The sequence below is a fragment of the Klebsiella sp. ME-303 genome (genome assembly GCF_007910085.1).
GTDB lineage: Bacteria > Pseudomonadota > Gammaproteobacteria > Enterobacterales > Enterobacteriaceae > Klebsiella > Klebsiella michiganensis.
Genome location: NZ_VOJB01000074.1, coordinates 2,400 through 23,081 on the forward strand (window position 1 = coordinate 2,400; position 20,682 = coordinate 23,081).

Sequence of the window (20,682 nt, forward strand, 5' to 3'; positions counted from 1 at the left end):
CGTCGCGGCAACCAAAATGGTTATCATAACGACCATGCCGATACTGATGAATTTCTCACCCCGGCCAATCGCCTTCAGCCCAAGATAAAGCACCCCGGCCGCCGGAATAAAAAACAGCGCGCTGCCCAGGGCCGGCGAGATGCCGAATAACGAATGCAGGAGTTTACCGCTGCCGGTCATATAAGCCGTCAGCGCGCCGACGCTGTTGACGCAAACGGAGAGGAACATCATCAACGCGCCAAAGCGGCCGACGTAGCGCTGCGACAGGCCGCTAAGCTGCAGATGCTTACGCGTGCGCAGCGTCGATTCCGCCACGTAGAGCATGGTGATGGTCGTCAGGCTACCGACCACAATCAGCCAAAACAGCAGCGGCAGAAAGCCCGCTTTGCTGGAGGCATAGGCGATGGATAGCACCCCAGCGCCGATATTGGTGCCGACGATCATCGACACGCCTTCAATGAAACTGAGGGATTTTGCAGGTACAGCGGTACGCTCCCGGCTCGTCAGAGCCGGAGAAAAGGTGGAGTTGTCAGACATAATATTTTCCGTTTTATTCCGGCAGCGTGCGCCGCCGGAAAAAAGGTGATATCAGGGTGAAATACCACTCACGCTGAGCATGAATAACCAGACTGCGGCTTCCTGTTTCTGTTGGGCTTCCCTGCCGCCGCAACTGGATGTAAGACTGACTAGCCCTTCAGCACGCGGGCCAGAATATCCAGCGCTTTCGTAAACTGCGCATCCAGAATCGTTAACGGATAGAGGAAGCGAATGACGTTGCCATAGACGCCGCAGCTCAGCAGCAGCAGGCCGTTCTCCTGGGCTTGTTGCTGGATTTGACGGGTGATCTCCGCCGACGGCTCGCCGGTTTGCGGATCGTTAAACTCTACCGCCACCATCGACCCCTGGCCGCGTACGTCAGCAATCGCCGGGCAGCTTTGACGCGCCTGATTCAGCACCTCTTTCAGATGGCTGCCTAAGCGCTCAGCGCGCTGGCACAGCTGTTCTTCTTCAATCACGTCCAGCACCGCGTGCGCCGCCGCGACCGCCAGCGGGTTACCGGCATAGGTGCCGCCCAGACCGCCCGGCGCAGGCGCATCCATCACCTCGGCGCGACCTACCACGCCGGAGAGCGGGAAACCGCCGGCCAGGCTTTTGGCCATCGTCATCAGGTCAGGCTTCACATCATAGTGCTGCATCGCAAATAGCTTGCCGGTGCGCGCAAAGCCGGTTTGTACTTCATCGGCAATCAGCAGAATGCCGTGGGTATCGCACAGCGCGCGCAGCGCCTGCATAAACTCAGGCGGGGCAACGTTAAAGCCGCCTTCCCCCTGAATCGGCTCCAGCACAATCGCCGCCACCTGATCGGCCGCGATATCCGCTTTGAAAATGCGCTCCAGGCTCTTCATCGCGTCGGCGGTGGTAATGCCATGGGCGGCGTTAGGGTAGACGGCGTGATAAACCGAGCCCGGGAACGGGCCGAAACCAATCTTGTAAGGCGCCACTTTGCCGGTCAGCGCCATGGTCATAAACGTACGGCCGTGGAAGCCGCCGCCGAAGGTAATCAACCCCGGACGACCGGTATAAGCGCGCGCGATTTTCACCGCGTTTTCAACGGCTTCCGCCCCGGTGGTAAAGAACGCCGTTTTTGCCGGACCGTCAATCGGCGCCAGTTCGTTAATCCGCTCGGCCAGCGTGACATAGCTTTCGTACGGGACAATCTGGTAAGCCGTGTGGGTAAAGGCCTGCAGCTGCTGTTCAACGGCGGCAACGATTTTGGGGTGGCGATGGCCGGTATTCAGCACCGCGATGCCGGCGGCGAAATCGATCACCTCATTCCCTTCAATATCCCACAGCGTAGCGTTCTCCGCTTTCTCAACAAAGTAGCTGCACATCACCCCTACGCCGCGCGGAGTCGCCTGCTGGCGACGCTGATTCAGTTCTGAACTTTTCACCGAGAATCTCCTGTCATGTGTGTCACGTTATCGCAACAAATCCGAAACTATGTCGTTTATTTACACAGGATTTGGCCCTATAATCGAGTACCAATTCAGATTATCTGAGGGATCCAATTGCGTTCGCTTATCGCAGACCTGGTGCTGGTCAGATTGCAGAAAGAAACCGACCCGCTCCTGCACAAGCGCCTTTACAAGGCGATTCGCCACGCCATTCTGGATGGTTCTCTCCCGCCCCATAGCCGCCTGCCCCCTTCACGGGATCTGGCGGGAGAGCTGAGAATGTCGCGCAACACAATTTTAACAGTTTACGAACAATTGCTGGCTGAGGGGTACGTCGTGTCCCGTCGCGGCAGCGGAACATTCGTCGCGAAAACGCTGCCCGATATGTTTCTTCCCGCCAGCAGCGCCAGTGAAAGCAGCCCTGCGCCAGCAGCCAGCGCGCCCATCTCCCGGCGCGGCCAGCATCTGCTGGGGCACATCAGCGCCAGTCCGCGTCAGTGGGGGGCGTTTATCCCCGGCGTACCGGACGTCAATGCGTTTCCCCACCCGCTGTTCAGTAAAATCCAGGCGCGTATCAGCCGCCGTCCAAAACCCGAACAGCTCAGCTATAGCTGTAACGGCGGAACGGCCGAGCTGCAGCACACGTTGGTGGACTATCTGAGAGTAGCGCGCGGCGTTCAGTGCCAGGCAGATCAAATTCTTATCACTGAAGGGATCCATCAGGCTATCGACCTGATCACCCGCATGCTGTGCGACCGCGGCGATCTCGCCTGGGTGGAGGAGCCGTCCTACTGGGGCATTCGCCATGTGCTGGCGATGAATGAAGTGCGGGCCGAGCCCGTAGTGGTTGATGCCAGCGGCCTGTGTCCGCCCGAAAGCATAGCCGAAGCGCCGCGGCTGATCTTCGTTACGCCATCCCATCAGTACCCCCTTGGCGCGGTAATGAGCCTTGAGCGCCGACAGCGCCTGCTCACCCTGGCCCATCAGCACGGTAGTTGGATTGTGGAAGATGATTACGACAGCGAGTTTCGCTTTTCCGGCCAGCCGATCCCGGCGCTACAGGGCTTAGTCCCCGAAGCGCCGGTGGTCTACGTCGGTACGTTCAGTAAAACACTCTACCCGGGGCTGCGGTTGGGCTACGTCGTGCTGCCTCGCCCGCTGGCGGCTGAACTCAAAAACGCCCACGCCGAGCTCTACCGCGGCGGCCATTCGCTTATTCAGCTGGCGCTGGCGGAATTTATCAACGCCGGTCATTACTCGGCGCATATTCGCCGCATGCGCCTGCTCTACAGCCGCCGTCGCGTCTTTTTGACCGAGCTGATTCAGCGGCACTGCGGGCCGCACGCGCTGTCGGACTTCAGCGATAATGCCGGACTGCATTTGATCCTGAATTTGCCGGATGAGGCGGATGACGTGGCGATTGCCCGCGATGCCAACGCGCGCCATATTTTAGTGCGTCCGCTGTCGCGCTATTACCTGACGGCGCAGCGGAAGAAAGGGCTGTTGATGGGTTTTGCTTCGCAGCCGGAAACGCAGATGGAACCGGCGTTCAACGTCCTGCTTGAGTGTCTGAAAATGCACTGCCCGCAGGCGCTGGCGGAGGCAGAAAAACAAAACGCCCCATCGTAATGTGGGGCGTTATCGGGGGACTGGCGCTCAGATTAGGCTTCGATAGCGGCGCGCAGTTTTTTCATGGCGTTCTTTTCAAGCTGACGTACACGTTCAGCCGACACGCCGTAGCGGTCTGCCAGCTCCTGCAGCGTGGACTTGTTGTCTTCGTCCAGCCAGCGGGCGCGGATGATGTCCTGGCTACGTTCGTCAAGACCCTGCATCGCGTCGGTCAGCTTGTTTGCCGCCTGCTCTTCCCAGTTATCGTCTTCAATGCCGTCGGCAAAGTTAGACGTTTTATCCTGCAGATAGAGCACCGGCGCCATCGGCTGGCTATCGGACTCATCATCCGACGACATGTCGAAGGTCATGTCCTGCGCCGCCATACGTGACTCCATCTCACGCACGTCTTTGCTCGACACGCCCAGCTCGCGGGCCACCATTTCGACTTCATCCTGGTTAAACCAGCCCAGACGCTGCTTGGTTTTGCGCAGGTTAAAGAACAGCTTACGCTGTGCTTTCGTGGTCGCGACCTTCACGATACGCCAGTTACGCAGCACGTATTCATGAATTTCCGCTTTGATCCAGTGCACGGCGAAGGAAACCAGACGCACGCCCACTTCCGGGTTAAAACGGCGCACGGCTTTCATCAGGCCAATGTTGCCTTCCTGAATCAGATCCGCCTGCGGCAGGCCATAGCCCGAGTAGTTACGAGCAATATGAACAACAAAGCGCAGGTGAGACAGGATCAGCTTTTTCGCTGCTTCCAGATCGCCCTGGTAATGCAGCTTTTCAGCAAGCTCCCGCTCTTCATCAGCCGATAACATCGGCCAAGTGTTAGCAGCCCGGATGTACGATTCCAGGTTACCAACGGGGGCTAAGGCTAAAGTTTGCATATCTTTGGTCATTCAAATCCTCTCAATCGATATCTTCTGGCATCTTTCTGTCCTCACAACGGAGCAACAAACATGCCAGCATTGATGAGCAACGAGAATATCACTCACATTAGTATCAGACAGTGATTTTATCCACAAGTTCCATGCAATGATGTGAATAGATTACGCACAAAATGTGACATGGTTATGAAGTTTAGGGAAGCGTCGACAGGGACTCTTTCCCTGCAGAGAGATATTCAGTGCAGGGAAAGATTATACCAGATTTTTACTACTCGGGAGTAAAGTGACGTAAATGTTGAACGGTTGCCAGCCAGGCGGCGACCCAGCCAATCATCGAGCAAACAATCAGCATCAGCAGGCACTCGTCAAAGCCTAAGCCGCTGAGTTCAAACTGCGTGCCGAAGACTTTCGCCACTTCGGTGACCGCCGACGACAGGCGCATGACCATAATTTCCGACAGGATCAGCGACAGAAACGCGCCGGAGAACCCCAGCAGCGCCCCGCCGTAAAGGAACGGACGCAGAATAAAGCCATCGGTCGCGCCAATCAGTTTCTGCACGTTAATGGTATCGCGGCGGGCGAAGATGCTCAGACGCACGCTGTTGCCGATCACCAGGAAGACCGCCGCCACCATCAGTACGCCGATCATCGCCGAAACGCGTCCGACCAGCCCGGTCAGCGACGAGAGCCGCGCAAACCAGCTGTCATCCATACGCACTTCATCAACGCCCTGCACGTGGCTCACGCGGTCGCGCAGCGTGTTCAGCGCTTCAACGCTCTGGAAATCAATCTTCGGCACCACGATCGCCACCGCCGGCAGCGGGTTCTCTTCCAGCATATCCAGCGCGCCGCCGAAGCCTGACCAGTTGCGGAATTCGCCAAGGGCTTCATCGCGCGACAGATAGTTAACCTTCTCGACGCCCTGCTCCGCCTGCAGCTGGCCGACTACCCGCGCAGCGGCGTCGTCATCCAGCGTTTTTTCCAGATAGACGGTGATTTGCGGCGTGGGATAATACTGCGACGCCGCGGTGCTGACGTTTTTGTAGACCATGTAGCACACGCTTGGCAGGGTCAATGAAATGGCGATCACCATCACCGTCAGAAACGTCGCCAGCGGCGTGCTTTTCAGATCCTGTAGCGCGCCGTGCCAGGCGTAGCGCACCTGTTCATTGAATACGTTGCTCTTGCGGGAAGCCGGATTCGGCGCCGCTTTTGGCCGCTTCGACGCATTGCGCCCGCCGCTACCGCCCGCTCCGCCCGCATTGCGGAAACGGTCGAATCGATTGCCGAATCGGCGAATGTGGTTCATTGCCTCGCGCTTATTCACCGATGTGGCCTCCATGCATATGCCCCTCGCTGAGGGACAGGACGCGGTACGGACGACTGGAGATAAGCCCCAGGTCATGCGTCGCCATCAGCACCGTCACCCCAACGCGGTTAAACTCTTCAAACAGACGTAAGATCCCTTCCGACAGCGCCTCGTCGAGGTTACCGGTCGGTTCATCCGCCAGCAGGACCGCAGGTTTGTTCACCACCGCGCGGGCGATGCCCACGCGCTGTTGTTCCCCGCCTGAAAGCTGAATCGGCAGGTTTTTCGCTTTGTCCAGCAGCCCGACTTTATCCAGCGCCGCCGAGACGCGACGACGGATGTCATCCCCGCTGGCGCCGGCGATAATCAGCGGGATCGCTACATTATCGTAAACGGTTCGGTCCATCAGCAGATGGTGGTCCTGGAAAATCATGCCAATCTGACGGCGCAAAAACGGCACCTCGCGGCTCTTCAGGCGGCTAATATCATGGCCGCCGAAAAGGATTTTGCCGGCGCTGGGCCGTTCGATACCGCAGATAAGCTTCAGCAGGGTACTTTTCCCCGCGCCGGAATGGCCGGTCAGAAACGCCATCTCGCCCGCCTGCAGATGGAAAGTCACCCCCTGCAGCGCTTGTCTCCCACCGAGATAGGCTTTGCTGACTTGTTCAAAGCGAATCATTTTTAATCCTCTCGGGCAAAAAGTGCCTCAATAAAGTCGCCCGCATTAAACGGACGCAGATCTTCAATACGTTCGCCAACACCGATGTAGCGAATCGGAATACCGAACTGATCGGCAACCGAGAAGATAACCCCGCCCTTGGCGGTCCCATCCAGCTTAGTCAAGGTAATACCGGTCAGTCCAACCGCCTCATGGAACAGTTTGGCCTGGCTAATCGCGTTCTGCCCGGTGCTGGCGTCAATGGTCAGCATAACTTCATGCGGCGCATCGACATCGAGTTTTTTCATGACGCGGACAATCTTCTTCAGCTCTTCCATCAGGTGCGATTTATTCTGCAGACGACCCGCGGTATCGGCAATCAGGACGTCAATATTGCGCGCCTTCGCCGCCTGGATGGCGTCGAAAATGACCGATGCCGAATCCGCGCCGGTGTGCTGGGCAATCACCGGAATATTGTTGCGCTGCCCCCAAACCTGGAGCTGCTCAACCGCCGCCGCGCGGAAGGTATCCCCCGCCGCCAGCATCACCGACTTGCCCTGCTGCTCGAACTGACGCGCCAGCTTGCCGATGGTGGTGGTTTTACCGACGCCGTTGACGCCGACCATCAGAATCACAAACGGCGTTTTGCCTTCTACGTTCAGCGGCTCATCCACTTTCGCCAGAATATCGCCCATCTCTTCTTTCAGCAGGCCGTACAGCGCCTCGGCGTCGCGCAGCTGCTTGCGGCTGGCGTCGTTGGTAAGACGCGTGATGATCTTACGCGTGGTTTCCACGCCGACATCGGCAATCAGCAGCTGCTCTTCCAGCTCTTCAAACAGATCATCGTCGATTTTCTTACCGCGGAACAGACTGATAAATCCGGAACCGAGGTTCTGTTTGGTTTTTACCAGGCTGCGTTTGAGGCGGGCGAAGAAACCTTCTTTGGTCGGTTTTTCCTGCTCTAACGGCGTCACGACGGTTTCGTCCGGCACCACTTCAACGGCGTTTTCTGCCGCATCGGCCGCCGCCAGAGCCTGTGCTTCCAGCTCTTCATCGGTGATATCGGCCTCAGCCTCTTCTACCGTTTCGTCTGGTTCCGGCTGGTCAACGGCGGTTTCTTCAAGAACTGCCGTTTCCGGTTCGGTAATGACCTCTTCCGGCGTCTGTTCAGCGACGGCTTCAGCCACTACCGGCTCGGCGATGACCTCTTCCACCAGCGGCTCAGCGACCGTCTCTTCAACCGCGGGCTGCTCCGCTATCTCCTCAACCGCCGGGGATTCGACAACCGCCTGCGGCTGTTCGCTCTCCACAACCTGCTCGGTCACCTCAACCACCTCGGCGGCAAAGGCTTCGGCATCCTGTTTCTCTGTCGCAGTGGCGTCGACCGTTTCCGGCGCAACCGCAGGCGCTTCGCTTTCCTGAGCCGGTTCTTCAACCTCTTGCTGGGCTTCTACTTTTTGTTCTGTTTCGCTTTCCTGCGCCTGTTCTTTTTGACCAAAGCCCAGCCAGGAAAAGAAGCCACGTTTTTTGTCTTTCGCCATTTGCGACTACACTCCTCGCTGTTAATTCATGGCACAGCTTCGGCCAGTAGGTAGCGGAAGCTGAAAAATGATGAAATTAGTCGGATAGTCTACCACTTAACTTAACTCGCATCACCGCCCCCGGATTAAGGTTTCGTCAACCGCCGCCGATCGTTAGAATAGCAGCCCGGAAGTTGAGACTTGAGCAAAGAGATGAAGAAACCAAACCACGCGGGCAGCGGCCAGATCCGTATTATCGGCGGGCAATGGCGGGGCCGTAAACTCCCGGTGCCGGAGAGCCCGGGTCTGCGCCCGACCACCGACCGGGTGCGCGAAACGCTATTTAACTGGCTGGCGCCGTCGATCGTTGACGCGAACTGCCTCGACTGCTTCGCCGGCAGCGGCGCGCTGGGCCTTGAAGCCCTCTCCCGCTATGCGGCCAGCGCCACGCTGCTGGAAATGGAACGCGGCGTCGCGCAGCAGCTGCAAAAAAATCTGGCGACCCTCAAAGCCAGCAACGCTAAAGTGGTCAATACCAATACTTTAGCGTTTCTTGCTCAGGCGGGCACGCCGCATCACATCGTGTTTGTCGATCCCCCGTTTCGTAAAGGACTGCTTGAAGAGACGCTAAAGCTGCTGGAAAACAACGGCTGGCTTAGCGATGAAGCGCTTGTCTACATTGAGAGTGAAGTCGAAAACGGTTTACCGCCGGTGCCGATGAACTGGCACGTCTATCGTGAAAAAGTGGCCGGACAAGTCGCCTACCGTCTCTATCAACGTGAGGCCCAAGGAGAAAACCATGCTGATTAATTTTGGCCGCTTGCTGATGCTGTGCGTGTGGGCGTTTTTATTGCTGAACCTGTTTCAACCGTTCCCAAAACCGCTGAACATCTTCGTTAACGTAGCGCTGATCTTTATGATTCTGATGCACGGCCTGCAGCTGACGCTGCTCAAGGCGACGCAGACGAAAGAGATGCCGCCGCTGGGGCGCTTCGAGCAGATTCGTATTTTCATCTTCGGCGTGTTCGAACTGGTCGCCTGGCAGAAAAAGCTCAAGGCGACCCTGAAGAAGAAGTAATGCCAGGAAAAGGTTCAGGGGTCTGGCGTAAAGCCCATAAACCGCGAACCTTTATAGCTCAGGACGCCCTTATCGCCGACGCTTAGCGCATGATACTGCGGCGCCTGCAGACGAAAAACCACTTCCAGCCCGCCGCTTTCCGGCCTGAAGCTTGCTTCATAACGCATTTCGCTGCCGGCAGGCGTCACCGTCTGCTGGCGCGAACGGCGATCGTTAATCACCTTCTCCCGCTTATTGCTCACCACCACCCGTTTTTGCAACAGCGGCGCGGCATCGTTATCCATTTTTTCCCGACGCTGCTGCACATAGCGATACGACGCGGCAACCGCAATGATGGCAACGGCAACCATAAAAAACAGCGGAACTTTACTCATTCACCTTGCCCCCAGGAATTATCAGGAATAAGCATACTGTGGCTTGATTATCATTGTCATCTTCCTCTGCAAACCACTACACTGAGATTCAGTACTGTAAGTACAATCACTTACGTAATGATAACAGATACAGGGACTTACTATGCTTTGGTCATTTATTGCTGTCTGTTTCTCCGCATGGCTTTACGTCGATGCGTCCTATCGTGGGCCTGCCTGGCGTCGCTGGGTGTTTAAACCCGTCACGCTGATCCTGCTTCTGTTACTGGCCTGGCAAGCGCCGATGTTTAACGCCATCAGCTATCTGGTGCTGGCCGGGCTTTGCGCCTCGCTGGTCGGCGATGCGCTGACCCTGCTGCCGCGGCAGCGGGTAATGTACGCCGTGGGGGCGTTCTTTCTCTCGCATCTGCTCTACACCATCTGGTTTGCCAGCCAGCTGACGCTATCTTTCTTCTGGCCGCTGCCGCTGGTGCTGCTGATCCTCGGCGCGCTGCTGCTGGCGATTATCTGGACGCGTCTGGAAGAGATGCGGATGCCGGTGTTTACCTTTATCGCGATGACGCTGGTGATGGTCTGGCTGGCCGGTGAGCTGTGGTTCGCCCGCCCGACGGATACCGCCCTGTCCGGCTTCGCTGGCGCGGCATCCCTGCTGCTCGGCAACGCGGTCTGGCTCATCAGCCATTATCGCCGCCGCTTCCGCGCTGACAACGCGATCTCCTCAGCATTTTACTTCGCCGGGCACTTCCTGATCGTCCGCGCGCTCTATTTGTAATTAAGCGCTTGACTCTGGAGTCGACTCCAGAGTGTATCCTGCGGGTAATGAGAAAATTATCATTACCCGGAGGGTCCTATGTCGGCTCCAGAATCGCAGGATAAAAAAGTCCCACACTTCTCATCGTTAAAATTTACCCCTGCCGCGCAGCCTGCGGAAAGCTGCTGCGCGGACCCCGCCTGCAGCAGCGAAACCGCCGCTGAAAACGATGCGCTGAGTCACGCGCGCTTTAGCTGGCTGGTAGAAGGCATGGACTGCGCGGCCTGCGCCCGCAAGGTCGAAACCGCCGTTCGCCAGGTGCCGGGGGTCAGCCAGGTGCAGGTACTGTTCGCCACCGAAAAGCTGCTGGTCAACGCCGAGGGCAATGTCCGTCCGCAGATCGAAAGCGCCGTGCGCGCCGCGGGCTATCAGCTGCGTGATGAAAACGCGCCACGGGCAGAGGAGCCCACCTCTTGGCTGCGCGAGAATCTGCCGCTCCTCACCCTCGTCGCCATGATGGCGCTCAGCTGGGGGCTGGAGCAGTTCAGCCCGCCTCTGGGCGAAATCGCCTTCATCGCAACCACGCTGGTCGGCCTGTGGCCGGTCGCCCGGCAAGCAATACGCCTGATCAAAAGCGGAAGCTGGTTCGCCATTGAAACCCTGATGAGCGTCGCAGCCATCGGCGCGCTGTTTATCGGCGCCACCGCCGAAGCGGCGATGGTCCTGCTGCTGTTCTTAATCGGCGAACGTCTTGAGGGCTGGGCCGCCAGCCGCGCGCGGCAAGGCGTCAGCGCCTTGATGGCGCTGAAACCCGACACGGCAATCCGCGTGCGCGACGGCGTGCGTGAAACCGTAGCCCAGCGCGACCTGCGCCCCGGCGACGTGATTGAAGTCGCCGCCGGAGGCCGCCTGCCCGCCGATGGCCAGCTGCTCTCGCCCTTCGCCAGCTTCGATGAGAGCGCGCTAACCGGTGAATCCGTACCGGTGGAGCGTAACGCCGGGGAACGCGTGGCGGCCGGCGCGACCAGCGTCGATCGTCTGGTACAGCTGACGGTGATCTCCGAACCGGGCGACAGCGCTATCGATCGTATCCTTAAGCTGATTGAAGAAGCGGAAGAGCGCCGCGCGCCGATTGAGCGCTTTATCGATCGCTTTAGCCGCATCTATACCCCGGCGATTATGGTCGTCGCGCTGCTGGTGGCCATTGTTCCGCCGCTGCTGTTTGCGGGCGCATGGCTGCCGTGGATCTATAAAGGTTTAACGCTGCTGCTGATTGGCTGTCCGTGCGCGCTGGTGATCTCAACCCCGGCGGCGATTACCTCCGGGCTGGCGGTGGCGGCGCGTCGCGGCGCGCTGATTAAAGGCGGCGCGGCGCTGGAGCAGCTGGGCCGCGTGCGCCAGGTGGCGTTTGATAAAACCGGCACCCTGACCATCGGCCAGCCGCGCGTCACCGCGGTGATGACGACCGCAGACATCGGCGAAAACGATCTGCTGGCGCTGGCGGCCGCCGTGGAGCAAGGCTCCAGCCACCCGTTAGCCCAGGCGGTCGTACGTGAGGCGGAGCAGCGCCAGCTGGTCATTCCGCCGGCAAGCGGCCAGCGCGCGCTGGCCGGCTCCGGCATTGAGGCGCAGGTTGAAGGACGTCAGGTGCTGATTTGCGCCGCGGGTAAAAATCGCGATCCACAGTACGATGAACCTATTCAGCAGCTGGAGAGCGCGGGGCAAACCGTGGTGCTGGTGATGCGCGATGAGGCGCTGCTGGGGATTGTGGCGCTGCGCGATACGCTACGCGATGATGCTCGCCAGGCGGTGGATGAACTCCATCAGTTAGGCGTTCAGGGAATCATACTGACCGGCGACAATCCGCGCGCGGCGGCGGCTATTGCCAGCGAACTGGGGCTGGCGTTCCGCGCCGGGCTGCTGCCTGCGGATAAAGTGCAGGCGGTGATGGCGCTTCATGCCCAGTCGCCGCTGGCCATGGTCGGCGACGGGATCAACGATGCGCCGGCGATGAAAGCGGCGACCATTGGCATCGCGATGGGCAGCGGCACCGACGTCGCTCTGGAGACTGCCGATGCGGCATTGACCCACAATCGCCTCACCGGACTGGCGCAGATGATTTCGCTGGCGCGCGCCACTCACGCCAATATCCGGCAGAATATCGCTATCGCGCTGGGTCTTAAGGGGATTTTCCTCGTCACCACCCTGCTCGGCCTCACCGGCCTGTGGCTGGCGGTGCTGGCGGATACCGGGGCGACGGTGCTGGTCACCGCTAACGCGCTGCGGCTGTTACGTAAGAAGTAGGGACAATTCCCGGGGGCGGCGCTTGACGCGCCTTGCCCGGGCTACGGATTAGTGCGGTCTGGTTTTTTGTAGCCTGGATCAGTGGCTTTTACGGATCAGATAGCGGTACGGCAGCGCCTCGGTTTCCTGCGCCAGCAGCTCATGCTCCATAAAGCGGCAGAAACCGGGAATATCGCGGGTCGTCGCCGGATCGTCGGCCACGATTAGCAGCGTCTCGCCCACCGGCATCGTACGCACGGTCTTGCGCACCATCATCACCGGTTCCGGGCAACGAAGCCCCTGCGCATCAAGCGTATGGTCAGGGCTGGAGAAAAGTTCGCTCATTTTCATCTCACATTAACAAAACGGCCCTAGTTTACCCCCAGTTCGCCAGTACGCAAGCCAGGTTAACGTTTGCGCGAAAAACAACCATTGCAATACGCTCGCAACGCAGTATCATGCAGCCGTTTTTATTGGGTTCCCTCACCCCAACCACTAAAAAGGTCACAATATGAGTCCGTTTACTACCGTACAGCGTAAAAAAGCGCTGATCTGGCTATCGCTTTTCCATCTGCTGGTCATCACTTCCAGTAACTATCTGGTGCAGCTGCCGATCTCCATCTTTGGTTTTCATACCACCTGGGGCGCGTTCAGCTTTCCGTTTATTTTCCTCGCCACCGACCTGACGGTGCGGATTTTCGGCGCTCCGCTGGCGCGACGCATTATCCTCGCGGTCATGATCCCGGCGCTGCTTATCTCCTACGGGGTTTCCGCGCTGTTCTATATGGGCGAGTGGCAGGGGTTTGCCGCATTAACCAGCTTTAACCTGTTTGTCGCCCGTATCGCCGCCGCCAGCTTTATGGCCTACGCGCTGGGGCAAATCCTCGACGTCCACGTCTTTAACCGCCTGCGTCAAAACCGCCGCTGGTGGCTGGCGCCCACGGCATCCACCCTTTTTGGTAACGTCAGCGATACGCTGGCCTTCTTCTTTATCGCCTTCTGGCGCAGCCCGGACCCGTTTATGGCGGCGCACTGGGGTGAAATCGCCATCGTCGACTACTGCTTCAAAGTGCTGATTAGCATCGTATTCTTCCTGCCGATGTACGGCATGTTGTTGAATATGCTGCTGAAAAAACTGGCAGATAAATCTGATTTATCCGCATTGCAGCCAGGTTAAGAGTACTCACGAAACGATGTGATAAGATAAGCGAATGAGCCGTTAATGGCCGTTTATCGAAAGGAAGATGTCAATGCGCAATTTGGTTAAATATGTCGGTATTGGCCTGCTGGTTGTGGGTCTTGCGGCCTGTGATAACAGCGATACAAAAACGCCGACTGCCGGGGCTGCTGCGGAAAGCAACGCCAGCGGGCAACCTATTAGTCTGCTGGATGGCAAACTGAGCTTCTCCCTGCCAGCCGGTATGACCGACCAGAGCGGCAAGCTGGGCACCCAGGCCAACAATATGCACGTCTATTCTGATGCCACCGGCCAGAAAGCGGTGATCGTGATTGTGGGTGACAATACCAACGAGGAGCTGGCGGTGATGAGCCAGCGTCTGGAAGAGCAGCAGCGCAGCCGCGACCCGCAGCTGCAGGTCGTGAGCAATAAATCCATTGAGATCAAAGGCCACACGCTGCAACAGCTGGACAGCATCATCTCCGCCAAGGGTCAGACCGCCTGGTCTTCCGTCCTTCTCGGCAAGGTTGATGACAAACTGCTGACGCTGCAAATCACATTGCCAGCGGATAACCAGCAGCAGGCGCAGACCGAAGCGGAAAACATTATCAACACCCTCGTCATCCAGTAACTACTGGCCTGACGCCGCGGCCTCCGGTTCACCGACCGGGGGCCGTTTTTTTAACCGCCATCCCAGCAGCAGCGCCACCGCAACCAGCCCCGCCGTCGCCAGATAGATCGATGAAATGCCCGCCCACGCCATCAGCAGCCCGGCAAGCGGACCGGTGATCCCCAGCGAGAGATCCATAAATACCGTGTAGGTTGCCAGCGCCGACCCCTGGTTCTGCTGCGGTACGGCCTTCACCGCCACCACGCCAAGCGCCGGGAACACCAGCGAAAAACCGGCTCCGGCAAAGAAAGTGCCGATTTTCGCCATCAGCGGCGTCTCCGCCAGGCCCACTAACAGCAGCCCAATAATCTCGACGACAAAACAGATCATCGCCACGTTCAGCCCGCCGAGGCGGTTAATTCCGTTGGGGAACAGCAGCCGGGTGCCGACAAAGGCGCAGCTAAACAGCGTCAGGGCGAAGGCCGCGCCGTCCCAGCCTTTAGCATCATAAAACAGAGTGATAAAGGTGGCGATAACGCCAAAACCCGCCGAAGCCAGGGCCAGCGCCATGCCGTAGAGCCAGACGCGCCCCAGCACCGCGCGAAACGACATCGCTTTACCCTTGCCCGCTTTGACCGCCGCCCGCGGCAACGCGCACAGCACGGCCACCAGGGCGACCGCCATAATGGTCAACGCCAGCCCGTGCAGGCCAATCAGCGAGTAACAGAGCACGCCGAGCGGCGCGCCCATCGCCATCGCTCCGTAGGTGACAATGCCGTTCCAGGATATGACCCGCCCGATATGCAGCGAACCGACTACCCCGACGCCCCACAGCGTGGAGCCGGTTCCCGCGAAGCTCTGCCCGATGCCGAGGATAATCCGGCCAAGGCACAGCAGCGCCAGGCTAACCACGGGCAAGCCGCCGAAGAGCGCCGCCAGCAGATAGCCTAGTCCGCTCAGAAAGCAGCCGCACAGGCCGAAAATGACGATCTTTTTTGGCCCCAGCAGATCGGCATAGCGCCCGGCGTGAGGGCGGCTGAGCAGCGTAGCGAAGTACTGGAGGCTAATCACCAGCCCGGCCCAAAAGGCGCTAAACCCCATCACATCATGAACATAGCCGGGCAAGACCGCCAGCGGCAGGCCAATGGTCAGGTAGCTGGCAAAGTTAAAAATCACGACAGAGACAATCCGCAGATTGAGGCGCAATCCATTAAGCGCCGGTTCGGCGACGGTTTCGGGCATCGGGTTCCACCAGATTTTTACAACTGTGTTTCATTTCTACCACGCCGCACGTTATAAATCAGCAGCCAGATTAGGATTCCAGGCAGCAAGCCAGCCGCTACACTTAATGAAAATCATAGAAAGGAAGAGTGAATGACAACCCCTCAGCCCGATAAAACGGGCATGCATATTCTGCTCAAACTGGCGTCACTGGTGGTTATCCTCGCCGGTATTCACGCCGCGGCAGATATCATCGTGCAACTATTACTGGCGCTGTTCTTCGCCATTGTCCTCAACCCTCTGGTCACCTGGTTTATTCGCCGCGGCGTGCGTCGCCCGGTCGCCATTACTATCGTAGTGGTGGTGATGCTGATCGTGCTCACCGCGTTAATTGGCGTACTGGCCGCGTCGGTTAACGAATTTGTCGCCATGATGCCAAAATATAATAAAGAGCTGACGGCAAAAGTCCTGCGGCTGCAGGAGGCGCTGCCCTTTTTGCATATTCATATGTCCCCGGAGCGTATGCTGCAACGCATAGACTCCGACAAGCTGATGACGTTCACGACCACCCTGATGACCGGGCTGTCCGGCGCCATGGCCAGCGTCGTTCTGCTGGTTATGACGGTGGTATTTATGCTTTTTGAAGTCCGGCATGTGCCCTATAAACTCCGTTTTGCCCTCAACAACCCGCAAATCCACATCGCCGGTCTTCATCGGGCGTTAAAAGGCGTTTCGCATTATCTGGCGCTGAAAACGCTGCTCAGCCTGTGGACCGGGGTGATTATCTGGTTAGGGCTGATGCTAATGGGGGTGCAGTTTGCGCTGATGTGGGGCGTGCTGGCTTTTCTGCTGAACTATGTGCCTAACATTGGCTCGGTGATTTCCGCCGTCCCGCCGATGATCCAGGCGTTACTTTTTAACGGATATTATGAATGCCTGCTGGTCGGCGCACTCTTTTTAGTCGTGCACATGATTATCGGCAATATTCTCGAGCCCCGCATGATGGGCCACCGGCTGGGCATGTCTACGCTGGTGGTTTTCCTCTCGTTGCTGGTCTGGGGATGGCTGCTTGGACCGGTGGGAATGCTGCTGTCGGTACCGTTAACCAGCGTGTGTAAAATATGGATGGAGACCACCAAGGGCGGCAGTAAGTTAGCCATCCTGCTCGGGCCCGGGCGCCCCAAAAGCAGGCTACCGGGCTAGCTGATCTTGACGTATCAATGCATCCGTATACCCGTATTTAAAAAAGCGGGTATGCGGGAAATACGTTATTCAGATAAGCTTCATAGATAAATCACAACAGAACACTATTCACCTGCTATTTATTTTCAACTTTTTCGCTACAGAGCAGAAACATCCCTCCTTTGATTATATTCATTGATAGAGCATATTAATTTAATTATACTTTTGCACCGGCCTCTAACAAGCGGCCTCCATTATTCGTCTTGACAATAAAAACCCATTAACATCAGAGTCTCCATCTATCTGAACGACTTAAAAGCAGACAAACACACGAATTAATGTAGAATAAAAACGATAGCCGCATAACATCTACGTATCAATATTTCCAACACGATATATTATTTTTTTAACCAATAAAATGATAGGGAGTATTCATGAAAAAAATAATTCGCTGGGTTGCCGCCGCAACGATTATCGGTGCTCTGGCAGGCTGTGCCCGTACAGCGCCCATTGAACAAATCCATACAACAGTAAGCGCAGGCCATACCGAAGCCGAGGTTAAAAATGCAATCATCAAGGCAGGTGCCCAGAGAGAATGGATTATGTCAGACGCTGGGCCGGGGGTGATCAATGCCCGCCAACAAATACGCGACCATATTGCTGAAATTAAAATTAACTATTCCGCAACCAGCTATTCCATCAACTATGCCAGCAGCATTAACCTGATGGCCTCCGGTGGAAAAATTCATAGAAACTATAACCGCTGGGTGCACAACCTTGATAAAGATATTCAAATTACCCTTGCCGCGGACTCAGCTCGGTAAATGAACTCTCTTTGGGCCAATAACGGCCCGTTCCCCCACTAAACTGTAAAGGCTGTGTCAATCGTGTACAAAAAGGACACTCTCAGCGCACTGGATGCTATTACCGAAGCGCAGCGGATTGCTTTTGCCCCCATGCTTTTTCAAACTGCATTATGCCTACGCAACTCAGGCGTACTAGATTACCTCGACCATCAAGGTAAACTCGGTGCGACGCTGGAGGCTATTTGTGAGCATTGCGAGGTAAATGAATACGCCGTCAGCGTATTGCTGGATATGGGATTAAGTGGACGTATCCTTACTCATAAAGGAGAGTGCTATTATCTCGCTAAAGTAGGACATTTCTTACTTCATGATACAATGACCCGGGTAAATATGGATTTCACACAGGATGTTTGTTATCAGGGATTGTTTTTTCTGGAAAATGCGCTCCAGGAAGGAAAGCCAACCGGGTTAAAAGTATTTGGCGACTGGCCCACGATTTATCCAGCCCTGGCACAGTTACCGCAGGCGGCGCGTAAAAGCTGGTTCGCTTTTGATCATTACTATTCTGACGGGGCATTCAATGCTGCACTGCCGTATGTATTCGCCAGCCAGCCCGCAACCCTGTACGATGTAGGCGGAAATACCGGAAAGTGGGCTTTACGCTGCTGTCAGTATGATGAAAATATCGCGGTAACGTTATTAGATTTGCCTCAACAAATTGCACTGGCTCGTGAAAATATAGAAAATGCAGGCCTTACCCACCGCATCGATTTCCATGCTGTGGATATGCTGAGCGACGCGCACCTTCCCGGGGAAGCGGATGTCTGGTGGATGAGTCAATTTCTTGACTGCTTTTCACCAGAACAAATTATCACCATGCTCAGTAACGTGGCGCGCGTGATGAAACCCGGCGCTCGCCTGTGCATTCTGGAACTGTTCTGGGACGCGCAGAAATTTGAAGCTGCATCTTTCAGCCTGAATGCGTCTTCGCTCTATTTTACCTGCATGGCCAACGGTTACAGCCGGTTCTACAGCGTCGACAAGTTTTATCGCTATCTGGAAATGGCAGGATTCCAGGTAGAACAACGTCAGGATAATTTAGGCGTTGGGCATACCTTATTGATATGCCAGAAAATAAAATAACAAAGCAGCGTTACTCGCTGTTTTGGCGTTCAATTTAACGCCAGCAAAATCATTGATTGATCGCGGACGCGAGCGGATGACATTTTCATTTAACATAATTGACTGGCAAGCCATGGCTCCTGGGGTCAGTGGCACCGAACAGTGGCAAAAGTGGTCACGGCATTTGCACGCCATCGACCCCACGGCACCGTTGGCTAAGCTCAGCGAGCTGCCAATGATGACGGCCCGCCGGCTCAGCTCCGGTAGTAAGCTGGCAGTCGAGTGCGGGCTGGCAATACTCCGTCGCCATGAGATAGATGCCGTGGTGTACACCAGCCGCCACGGAGAGCTGGAGCGTAACTACCGGATCCTGCACGCGCTGGCGACAGAGCAGGCGCTCTCTCCAACCGATTTCGCCTTATCCGTGCATAACTCCGCCGTAGGTAATCTGACTATCGCCGCGAAAAAGCCGATCGTTTCATCGTCGCTCTCCGCCGGCCGCGATACTTTCCAGCAGGGATTGTATGAAGTCATGGGTCTGCTGAATGCGGGGTACCAGCGTATTTTAATAGTCGATTTCGACGGTTTCCTGCCTGTTTTTTATCACCCGCAGCTACCACCTTTGATGCCCACCTGGCCCTATGCAACGGCGTGGATTATTGAGGCTGGTAGCGAATGGCAGTGTAAAACCCAACGCTGCGAGGTTGGCGAGGAGAGCGAGCTACCGCAAAGTTTGCTGTTTTTACAACACTATTTGCAGAATACCAGCACATTCACCATCCCCGGTGAGCGCGCGCAGTGGCAGTGGTGCCGCTCATGAATAGTATGCTACCCAAGCTAAACCGTCTTTGGCGAGCGGCAATGACCGGCTTTTGTTTCGCGCTTTTCGGGCTTGGCGGGCTGCTGCTCTCGCTTGTCTGGTTTAATCTGCTGCTGGCAACGATTCGCGACAAAGCCCGTCGCCGTCGACTCGCACGGCGCAGCATTTCAGCCAGTTTCCGATTCTTTCTCACCGTGGTAAAAGCCGTTGGTGTACTCGATTTTCGCATTGAAGGCGGCGACGTTTTGCGCCAGGAGCGCGGTTGCTTGATCGTCGCCAACCACCCTAGCCTGATCGATTATGTCATGCTCGCTTCAGTAATGCCCGAAACAGACTGCCTGGTGAAGAGCGCGCTGCTGAAAAATCCGTTTCTCAGCGGCGTGATTCGCGCGGCGGATTATCTGATTAACGATCAGGCTGATGCCCTGCTTCCGGCCAGCAGCCAGCGTTTACAACAGGGTGACACCATTTTGATTTTTCCCGAGGGAACGCGCACGTTACCTGGCGAAAAAATGACACTACAGCGCGGTGCGGCCAATATCGCGGTTCGCTGCGGTAGCGATTTGCGCGTAGTCGTTATCCGCTGTACCGAGCATATGCTGGGCAAACAGAGCAAGTGGTATGATGCTCCGCCAACGAAACCACGCTTTACCATTGCGGTTGGTGAGCGGCTACAAATCAACCAATTTTACGATGCAAACATACAAGAACCGGCGCTGGCGGCAAGGCAGTTAAACCGGCATATTTTGCTTCAATTACAATCAGGTACTACGCCTGGCACAGGAATTAATGATGCAAGCGCTCTATCTTGAAATTAAAAATCTGATCATAAATACACTGAACCTGGACGAACTGTCCGTTGACGATATCGAAACCGAAGCGGCGCTGTTTGGCGATGGTTTGGGACTGGACTCAATCGATGCTCTGGAACTGGGTCTGGCAGTGAAAAACCAGTACGGTGTGGTGCTGTCCGCCGAGAGTGAAGAGATGCGTCAGCACTTTTTCTCCGTTGCCACGCTGGCATCTTTCATTCACGCGCAACGTACCTGAGGAGACGCCGTTATGACCGCACAAAACGCCATTTACGAAGAAGTCTCCGCGCTGCTGATTAAGCTGTTCGAAGTCGATGCGCAGGCGATTCAACCTGAAGCGCGCCTGTACGAGGATCTGGAGCTGGATAGCATCGACGCAGTCGACATGATCGTACATCTTCAAAAGAAAACCGGTAAGAAAATCAAGCCGGAAGAGTTTAAAGCCGTTCGTACCGTGCAGGATGTCGTCGATGCGGTAGAACGCCTGCTCAAAGAAGCATAAT

The 20,682-nt window shown here is 56.6% G+C and carries 23 protein-coding genes; 14 read left to right on the forward strand and 9 right to left on the reverse strand.

Annotated features, from left to right (window positions below; translation table 11 throughout):
- Positions 1 to 537 (reverse strand): aromatic amino acid transport family protein (locus tag FQK12_RS27665; RefSeq protein ID WP_315898957.1); only part of this gene is annotated, 537 nt, incomplete at its 3' end.
- Positions 538 to 686: 149 nt separating this feature from the next.
- Positions 687 to 1,952, reverse strand: a complete 1,266-nt coding sequence (locus FQK12_RS13070; RefSeq protein ID WP_014227093.1) for a 4-aminobutyrate--2-oxoglutarate transaminase — start codon at positions 1,950 to 1,952, stop codon at positions 687 to 689.
- 117 nt (positions 1,953 to 2,069) lie between these two features.
- On the opposite strand from FQK12_RS13070, the gene FQK12_RS13075 reads away from it, so the two are divergent.
- Positions 2,070 to 3,584, forward strand: a complete 1,515-nt coding sequence (locus FQK12_RS13075; protein ID WP_014227094.1) for a PLP-dependent aminotransferase family protein — start codon at positions 2,070 to 2,072, stop codon at positions 3,582 to 3,584.
- Positions 3,585 to 3,616: 32 nt separating this feature from the next.
- Here the strand turns inward: FQK12_RS13075 and rpoH are convergent, their stop codons facing one another.
- From rpoH to ftsY, 4 genes are all read right to left on the reverse strand, one after another.
- Complete coding sequence (gene rpoH / locus FQK12_RS13080; protein ID WP_004106554.1) at positions 3,617 to 4,471, reverse strand: RNA polymerase sigma factor RpoH; 855 nt, start codon at positions 4,469 to 4,471, stop codon at positions 3,617 to 3,619.
- A gap of 256 nt (positions 4,472 to 4,727) precedes the next feature.
- Complete coding sequence (gene ftsX, locus FQK12_RS13085) at positions 4,728 to 5,786, reverse strand: permease-like cell division protein FtsX (protein WP_014227095.1); 1,059 nt, start codon at positions 5,784 to 5,786, stop codon at positions 4,728 to 4,730.
- Positions 5,779 to 6,447: a cell division ATP-binding protein FtsE gene (gene ftsE, locus FQK12_RS13090; RefSeq protein WP_004106557.1), complete on the reverse strand. Its 669-nt coding sequence runs from the start codon at positions 6,445 to 6,447 to the stop codon at positions 5,779 to 5,781. Before ftsE ends, ftsX begins: the two co-directional genes overlap by 8 nt.
- A 2-nt stretch (positions 6,448 to 6,449) precedes the next feature.
- Positions 6,450 to 7,967, reverse strand: coding sequence for a signal recognition particle-docking protein FtsY (ftsY, locus tag FQK12_RS13095; RefSeq protein ID WP_014227096.1), 1,518 nt, complete (start codon positions 7,965 to 7,967; stop codon positions 6,450 to 6,452).
- A 192-nt stretch (positions 7,968 to 8,159) separates the two neighbouring features.
- Here ftsY and rsmD point away from each other — a divergent pair, with 192 nt between their 5' ends.
- Positions 8,160 to 8,756, forward strand: coding sequence for a 16S rRNA (guanine(966)-N(2))-methyltransferase (rsmD, locus tag FQK12_RS13100; RefSeq protein ID WP_014227097.1), 597 nt, complete (start codon positions 8,160 to 8,162; stop codon positions 8,754 to 8,756).
- Positions 8,746 to 9,024: a DUF1145 family protein gene (locus FQK12_RS13105; protein WP_004106574.1), complete on the forward strand. Its 279-nt coding sequence runs from the start codon at positions 8,746 to 8,748 to the stop codon at positions 9,022 to 9,024. The genes rsmD and FQK12_RS13105 overlap by 11 nt, the downstream gene beginning before the upstream one ends.
- 14 nt (positions 9,025 to 9,038) lie before the next feature.
- Here the strand turns inward: FQK12_RS13105 and FQK12_RS13110 are convergent, their stop codons facing one another.
- Positions 9,039 to 9,398 (reverse strand): DUF2500 domain-containing protein, encoded by a 360-nt coding sequence (locus FQK12_RS13110; RefSeq protein WP_004855078.1) that lies wholly within the window; start codon positions 9,396 to 9,398, stop codon positions 9,039 to 9,041.
- 142 nt (positions 9,399 to 9,540) lie between these two features.
- On the opposite strand from FQK12_RS13110, the gene FQK12_RS13115 reads away from it, so the two are divergent.
- Both FQK12_RS13115 and zntA read left to right on the forward strand, forming a co-directional pair.
- Positions 9,541 to 10,167 carry a lysoplasmalogenase gene (locus FQK12_RS13115; protein ID WP_004855080.1) on the forward strand — a complete coding sequence of 209 codons (627 nt, stop codon included), beginning with the start codon at positions 9,541 to 9,543 and terminating at the stop codon, positions 10,165 to 10,167.
- A 78-nt stretch (positions 10,168 to 10,245) separates the two neighbouring features.
- The gene (gene zntA / locus FQK12_RS13120; protein WP_014227098.1) at positions 10,246 to 12,450 is read left to right on the forward strand and encodes a Zn(II)/Cd(II)/Pb(II) translocating P-type ATPase ZntA; all 2,205 of its coding nucleotides are present in this window, start codon (positions 10,246 to 10,248) and stop codon (positions 12,448 to 12,450) included.
- Between the two features lie 78 nt (positions 12,451 to 12,528).
- Here the strand turns inward: zntA and tusA are convergent, their stop codons facing one another.
- Positions 12,529 to 12,774 carry a sulfurtransferase TusA gene (gene tusA, locus FQK12_RS13125; protein WP_004106582.1) on the reverse strand — a complete coding sequence of 82 codons (246 nt, stop codon included), beginning with the start codon at positions 12,772 to 12,774 and terminating at the stop codon, positions 12,529 to 12,531.
- Positions 12,775 to 12,940: 166 nt separating this feature from the next.
- Here tusA and FQK12_RS13130 point away from each other — a divergent pair, with 166 nt between their 5' ends.
- Together FQK12_RS13130 and FQK12_RS13135 are read left to right on the forward strand one after the other, a co-directional pair.
- A complete protein-coding gene (locus tag FQK12_RS13130; RefSeq protein WP_004126198.1) occupies positions 12,941 to 13,606 on the forward strand; it encodes a 7-cyano-7-deazaguanine/7-aminomethyl-7-deazaguanine transporter in 666 nt (221 codons plus the stop codon).
- A gap of 73 nt (positions 13,607 to 13,679) precedes the next feature.
- The gene (locus tag FQK12_RS13135; RefSeq protein ID WP_004855087.1) at positions 13,680 to 14,237 is read left to right on the forward strand and encodes a DcrB family lipoprotein; all 558 of its coding nucleotides are present in this window, start codon (positions 13,680 to 13,682) and stop codon (positions 14,235 to 14,237) included.
- Here FQK12_RS13135 and FQK12_RS13140 read toward each other — a convergent pair whose 3' ends face one another.
- Positions 14,238 to 15,458 (reverse strand): MFS transporter, encoded by a 1,221-nt coding sequence (locus FQK12_RS13140; protein ID WP_014227099.1) that lies wholly within the window; start codon positions 15,456 to 15,458, stop codon positions 14,238 to 14,240. It lies immediately after the preceding gene.
- A 132-nt stretch (positions 15,459 to 15,590) separates the two neighbouring features.
- On the opposite strand from FQK12_RS13140, the gene FQK12_RS13145 reads away from it, so the two are divergent.
- The 7 genes from FQK12_RS13145 to FQK12_RS13175 all read left to right on the forward strand — a co-directional run bounded on the left by FQK12_RS13145 (position 15,591) and on the right by FQK12_RS13175 (position 20,681).
- On the forward strand, positions 15,591 to 16,640 hold the full coding sequence (locus FQK12_RS13145; protein WP_014227100.1) for an AI-2E family transporter: 1,050 nt from the start codon (positions 15,591 to 15,593) through the stop codon (positions 16,638 to 16,640).
- Between the two features lie 413 nt (positions 16,641 to 17,053).
- Positions 17,054 to 17,443: a lipoprotein gene (locus tag FQK12_RS13150; RefSeq protein ID WP_014227101.1), complete on the forward strand. Its 390-nt coding sequence runs from the start codon at positions 17,054 to 17,056 to the stop codon at positions 17,441 to 17,443.
- Positions 17,444 to 17,506: 63 nt separating this feature from the next.
- Entirely contained in the window at positions 17,507 to 18,568 is a 1,062-nt protein-coding gene (locus tag FQK12_RS13155) for a class I SAM-dependent methyltransferase (RefSeq protein WP_014227102.1), read from the forward strand.
- Positions 18,569 to 18,644: 76 nt separating this feature from the next.
- Complete coding sequence (locus FQK12_RS13160) at positions 18,645 to 19,367, forward strand: beta-ketoacyl synthase chain length factor (RefSeq protein WP_014227103.1); 723 nt, start codon at positions 18,645 to 18,647, stop codon at positions 19,365 to 19,367.
- Positions 19,364 to 20,179, forward strand: coding sequence for a lysophospholipid acyltransferase family protein (locus FQK12_RS13165; protein ID WP_032719974.1), 816 nt, complete (start codon positions 19,364 to 19,366; stop codon positions 20,177 to 20,179). The genes FQK12_RS13160 and FQK12_RS13165 overlap by 4 nt, the downstream gene beginning before the upstream one ends.
- Positions 20,160 to 20,417, forward strand: coding sequence for a phosphopantetheine-binding protein (locus FQK12_RS13170; protein ID WP_014227105.1), 258 nt, complete (start codon positions 20,160 to 20,162; stop codon positions 20,415 to 20,417). Before FQK12_RS13165 ends, FQK12_RS13170 begins: the two co-directional genes overlap by 20 nt.
- Positions 20,418 to 20,429: 12 nt before the next feature.
- A complete protein-coding gene (locus FQK12_RS13175) occupies positions 20,430 to 20,681 on the forward strand; it encodes an acyl carrier protein (protein WP_014227106.1) in 252 nt (83 codons plus the stop codon).
- Position 20,682: the final 1 nt, after the last annotated feature.

Excerpts from the sequence above, each read along its gene's own strand:
- rpoH (WP_004106554.1), bottom strand. The coding sequence starts at position 4,471 with ATGACCAAAGATATGCAAACTTTAGCCTTAGCCCCCGTTGGTAACCTG.
- ftsE (WP_004106557.1), bottom strand. The coding sequence starts at position 6,447 with ATGATTCGCTTTGAACAAGTCAGCAAAGCCTATCTCGGTGGGAGACAA.
- ftsY (WP_014227096.1), bottom strand. The coding sequence starts at position 7,967 with ATGGCGAAAGACAAAAAACGTGGCTTCTTTTCCTGGCTGGGCTTTGGT.
- rsmD (WP_014227097.1), top strand. The coding sequence starts at position 8,160 with ATGAAGAAACCAAACCACGCGGGCAGCGGCCAGATCCGTATTATCGGC.
- FQK12_RS13105 (WP_004106574.1), top strand. The coding sequence starts at position 8,746 with ATGCTGATTAATTTTGGCCGCTTGCTGATGCTGTGCGTGTGGGCGTTT.
- FQK12_RS13110 (WP_004855078.1), bottom strand. The coding sequence starts at position 9,398 with ATGAGTAAAGTTCCGCTGTTTTTTATGGTTGCCGTTGCCATCATTGCG.
- FQK12_RS13115 (WP_004855080.1), top strand. The coding sequence starts at position 9,541 with ATGCTTTGGTCATTTATTGCTGTCTGTTTCTCCGCATGGCTTTACGTC.
- zntA (WP_014227098.1), top strand. The coding sequence starts at position 10,246 with ATGTCGGCTCCAGAATCGCAGGATAAAAAAGTCCCACACTTCTCATCG.
- tusA (WP_004106582.1), bottom strand. The coding sequence starts at position 12,774 with ATGAGCGAACTTTTCTCCAGCCCTGACCATACGCTTGATGCGCAGGGG.
- FQK12_RS13130 (WP_004126198.1), top strand. The coding sequence starts at position 12,941 with ATGAGTCCGTTTACTACCGTACAGCGTAAAAAAGCGCTGATCTGGCTA.
- FQK12_RS13135 (WP_004855087.1), top strand. The coding sequence starts at position 13,680 with ATGCGCAATTTGGTTAAATATGTCGGTATTGGCCTGCTGGTTGTGGGT.
- FQK12_RS13140 (WP_014227099.1), bottom strand. The coding sequence starts at position 15,458 with ATGCCCGAAACCGTCGCCGAACCGGCGCTTAATGGATTGCGCCTCAAT.
- FQK12_RS13145 (WP_014227100.1), top strand. The coding sequence starts at position 15,591 with ATGACAACCCCTCAGCCCGATAAAACGGGCATGCATATTCTGCTCAAA.
- FQK12_RS13150 (WP_014227101.1), top strand. The coding sequence starts at position 17,054 with ATGAAAAAAATAATTCGCTGGGTTGCCGCCGCAACGATTATCGGTGCT.
- FQK12_RS13160 (WP_014227103.1), top strand. The coding sequence starts at position 18,645 with ATGACATTTTCATTTAACATAATTGACTGGCAAGCCATGGCTCCTGGG.
- FQK12_RS13165 (WP_032719974.1), top strand. The coding sequence starts at position 19,364 with ATGAATAGTATGCTACCCAAGCTAAACCGTCTTTGGCGAGCGGCAATG.
- FQK12_RS13170 (WP_014227105.1), top strand. The coding sequence starts at position 20,160 with ATGCAAGCGCTCTATCTTGAAATTAAAAATCTGATCATAAATACACTG.
- FQK12_RS13175 (WP_014227106.1), top strand. The coding sequence starts at position 20,430 with ATGACCGCACAAAACGCCATTTACGAAGAAGTCTCCGCGCTGCTGATT.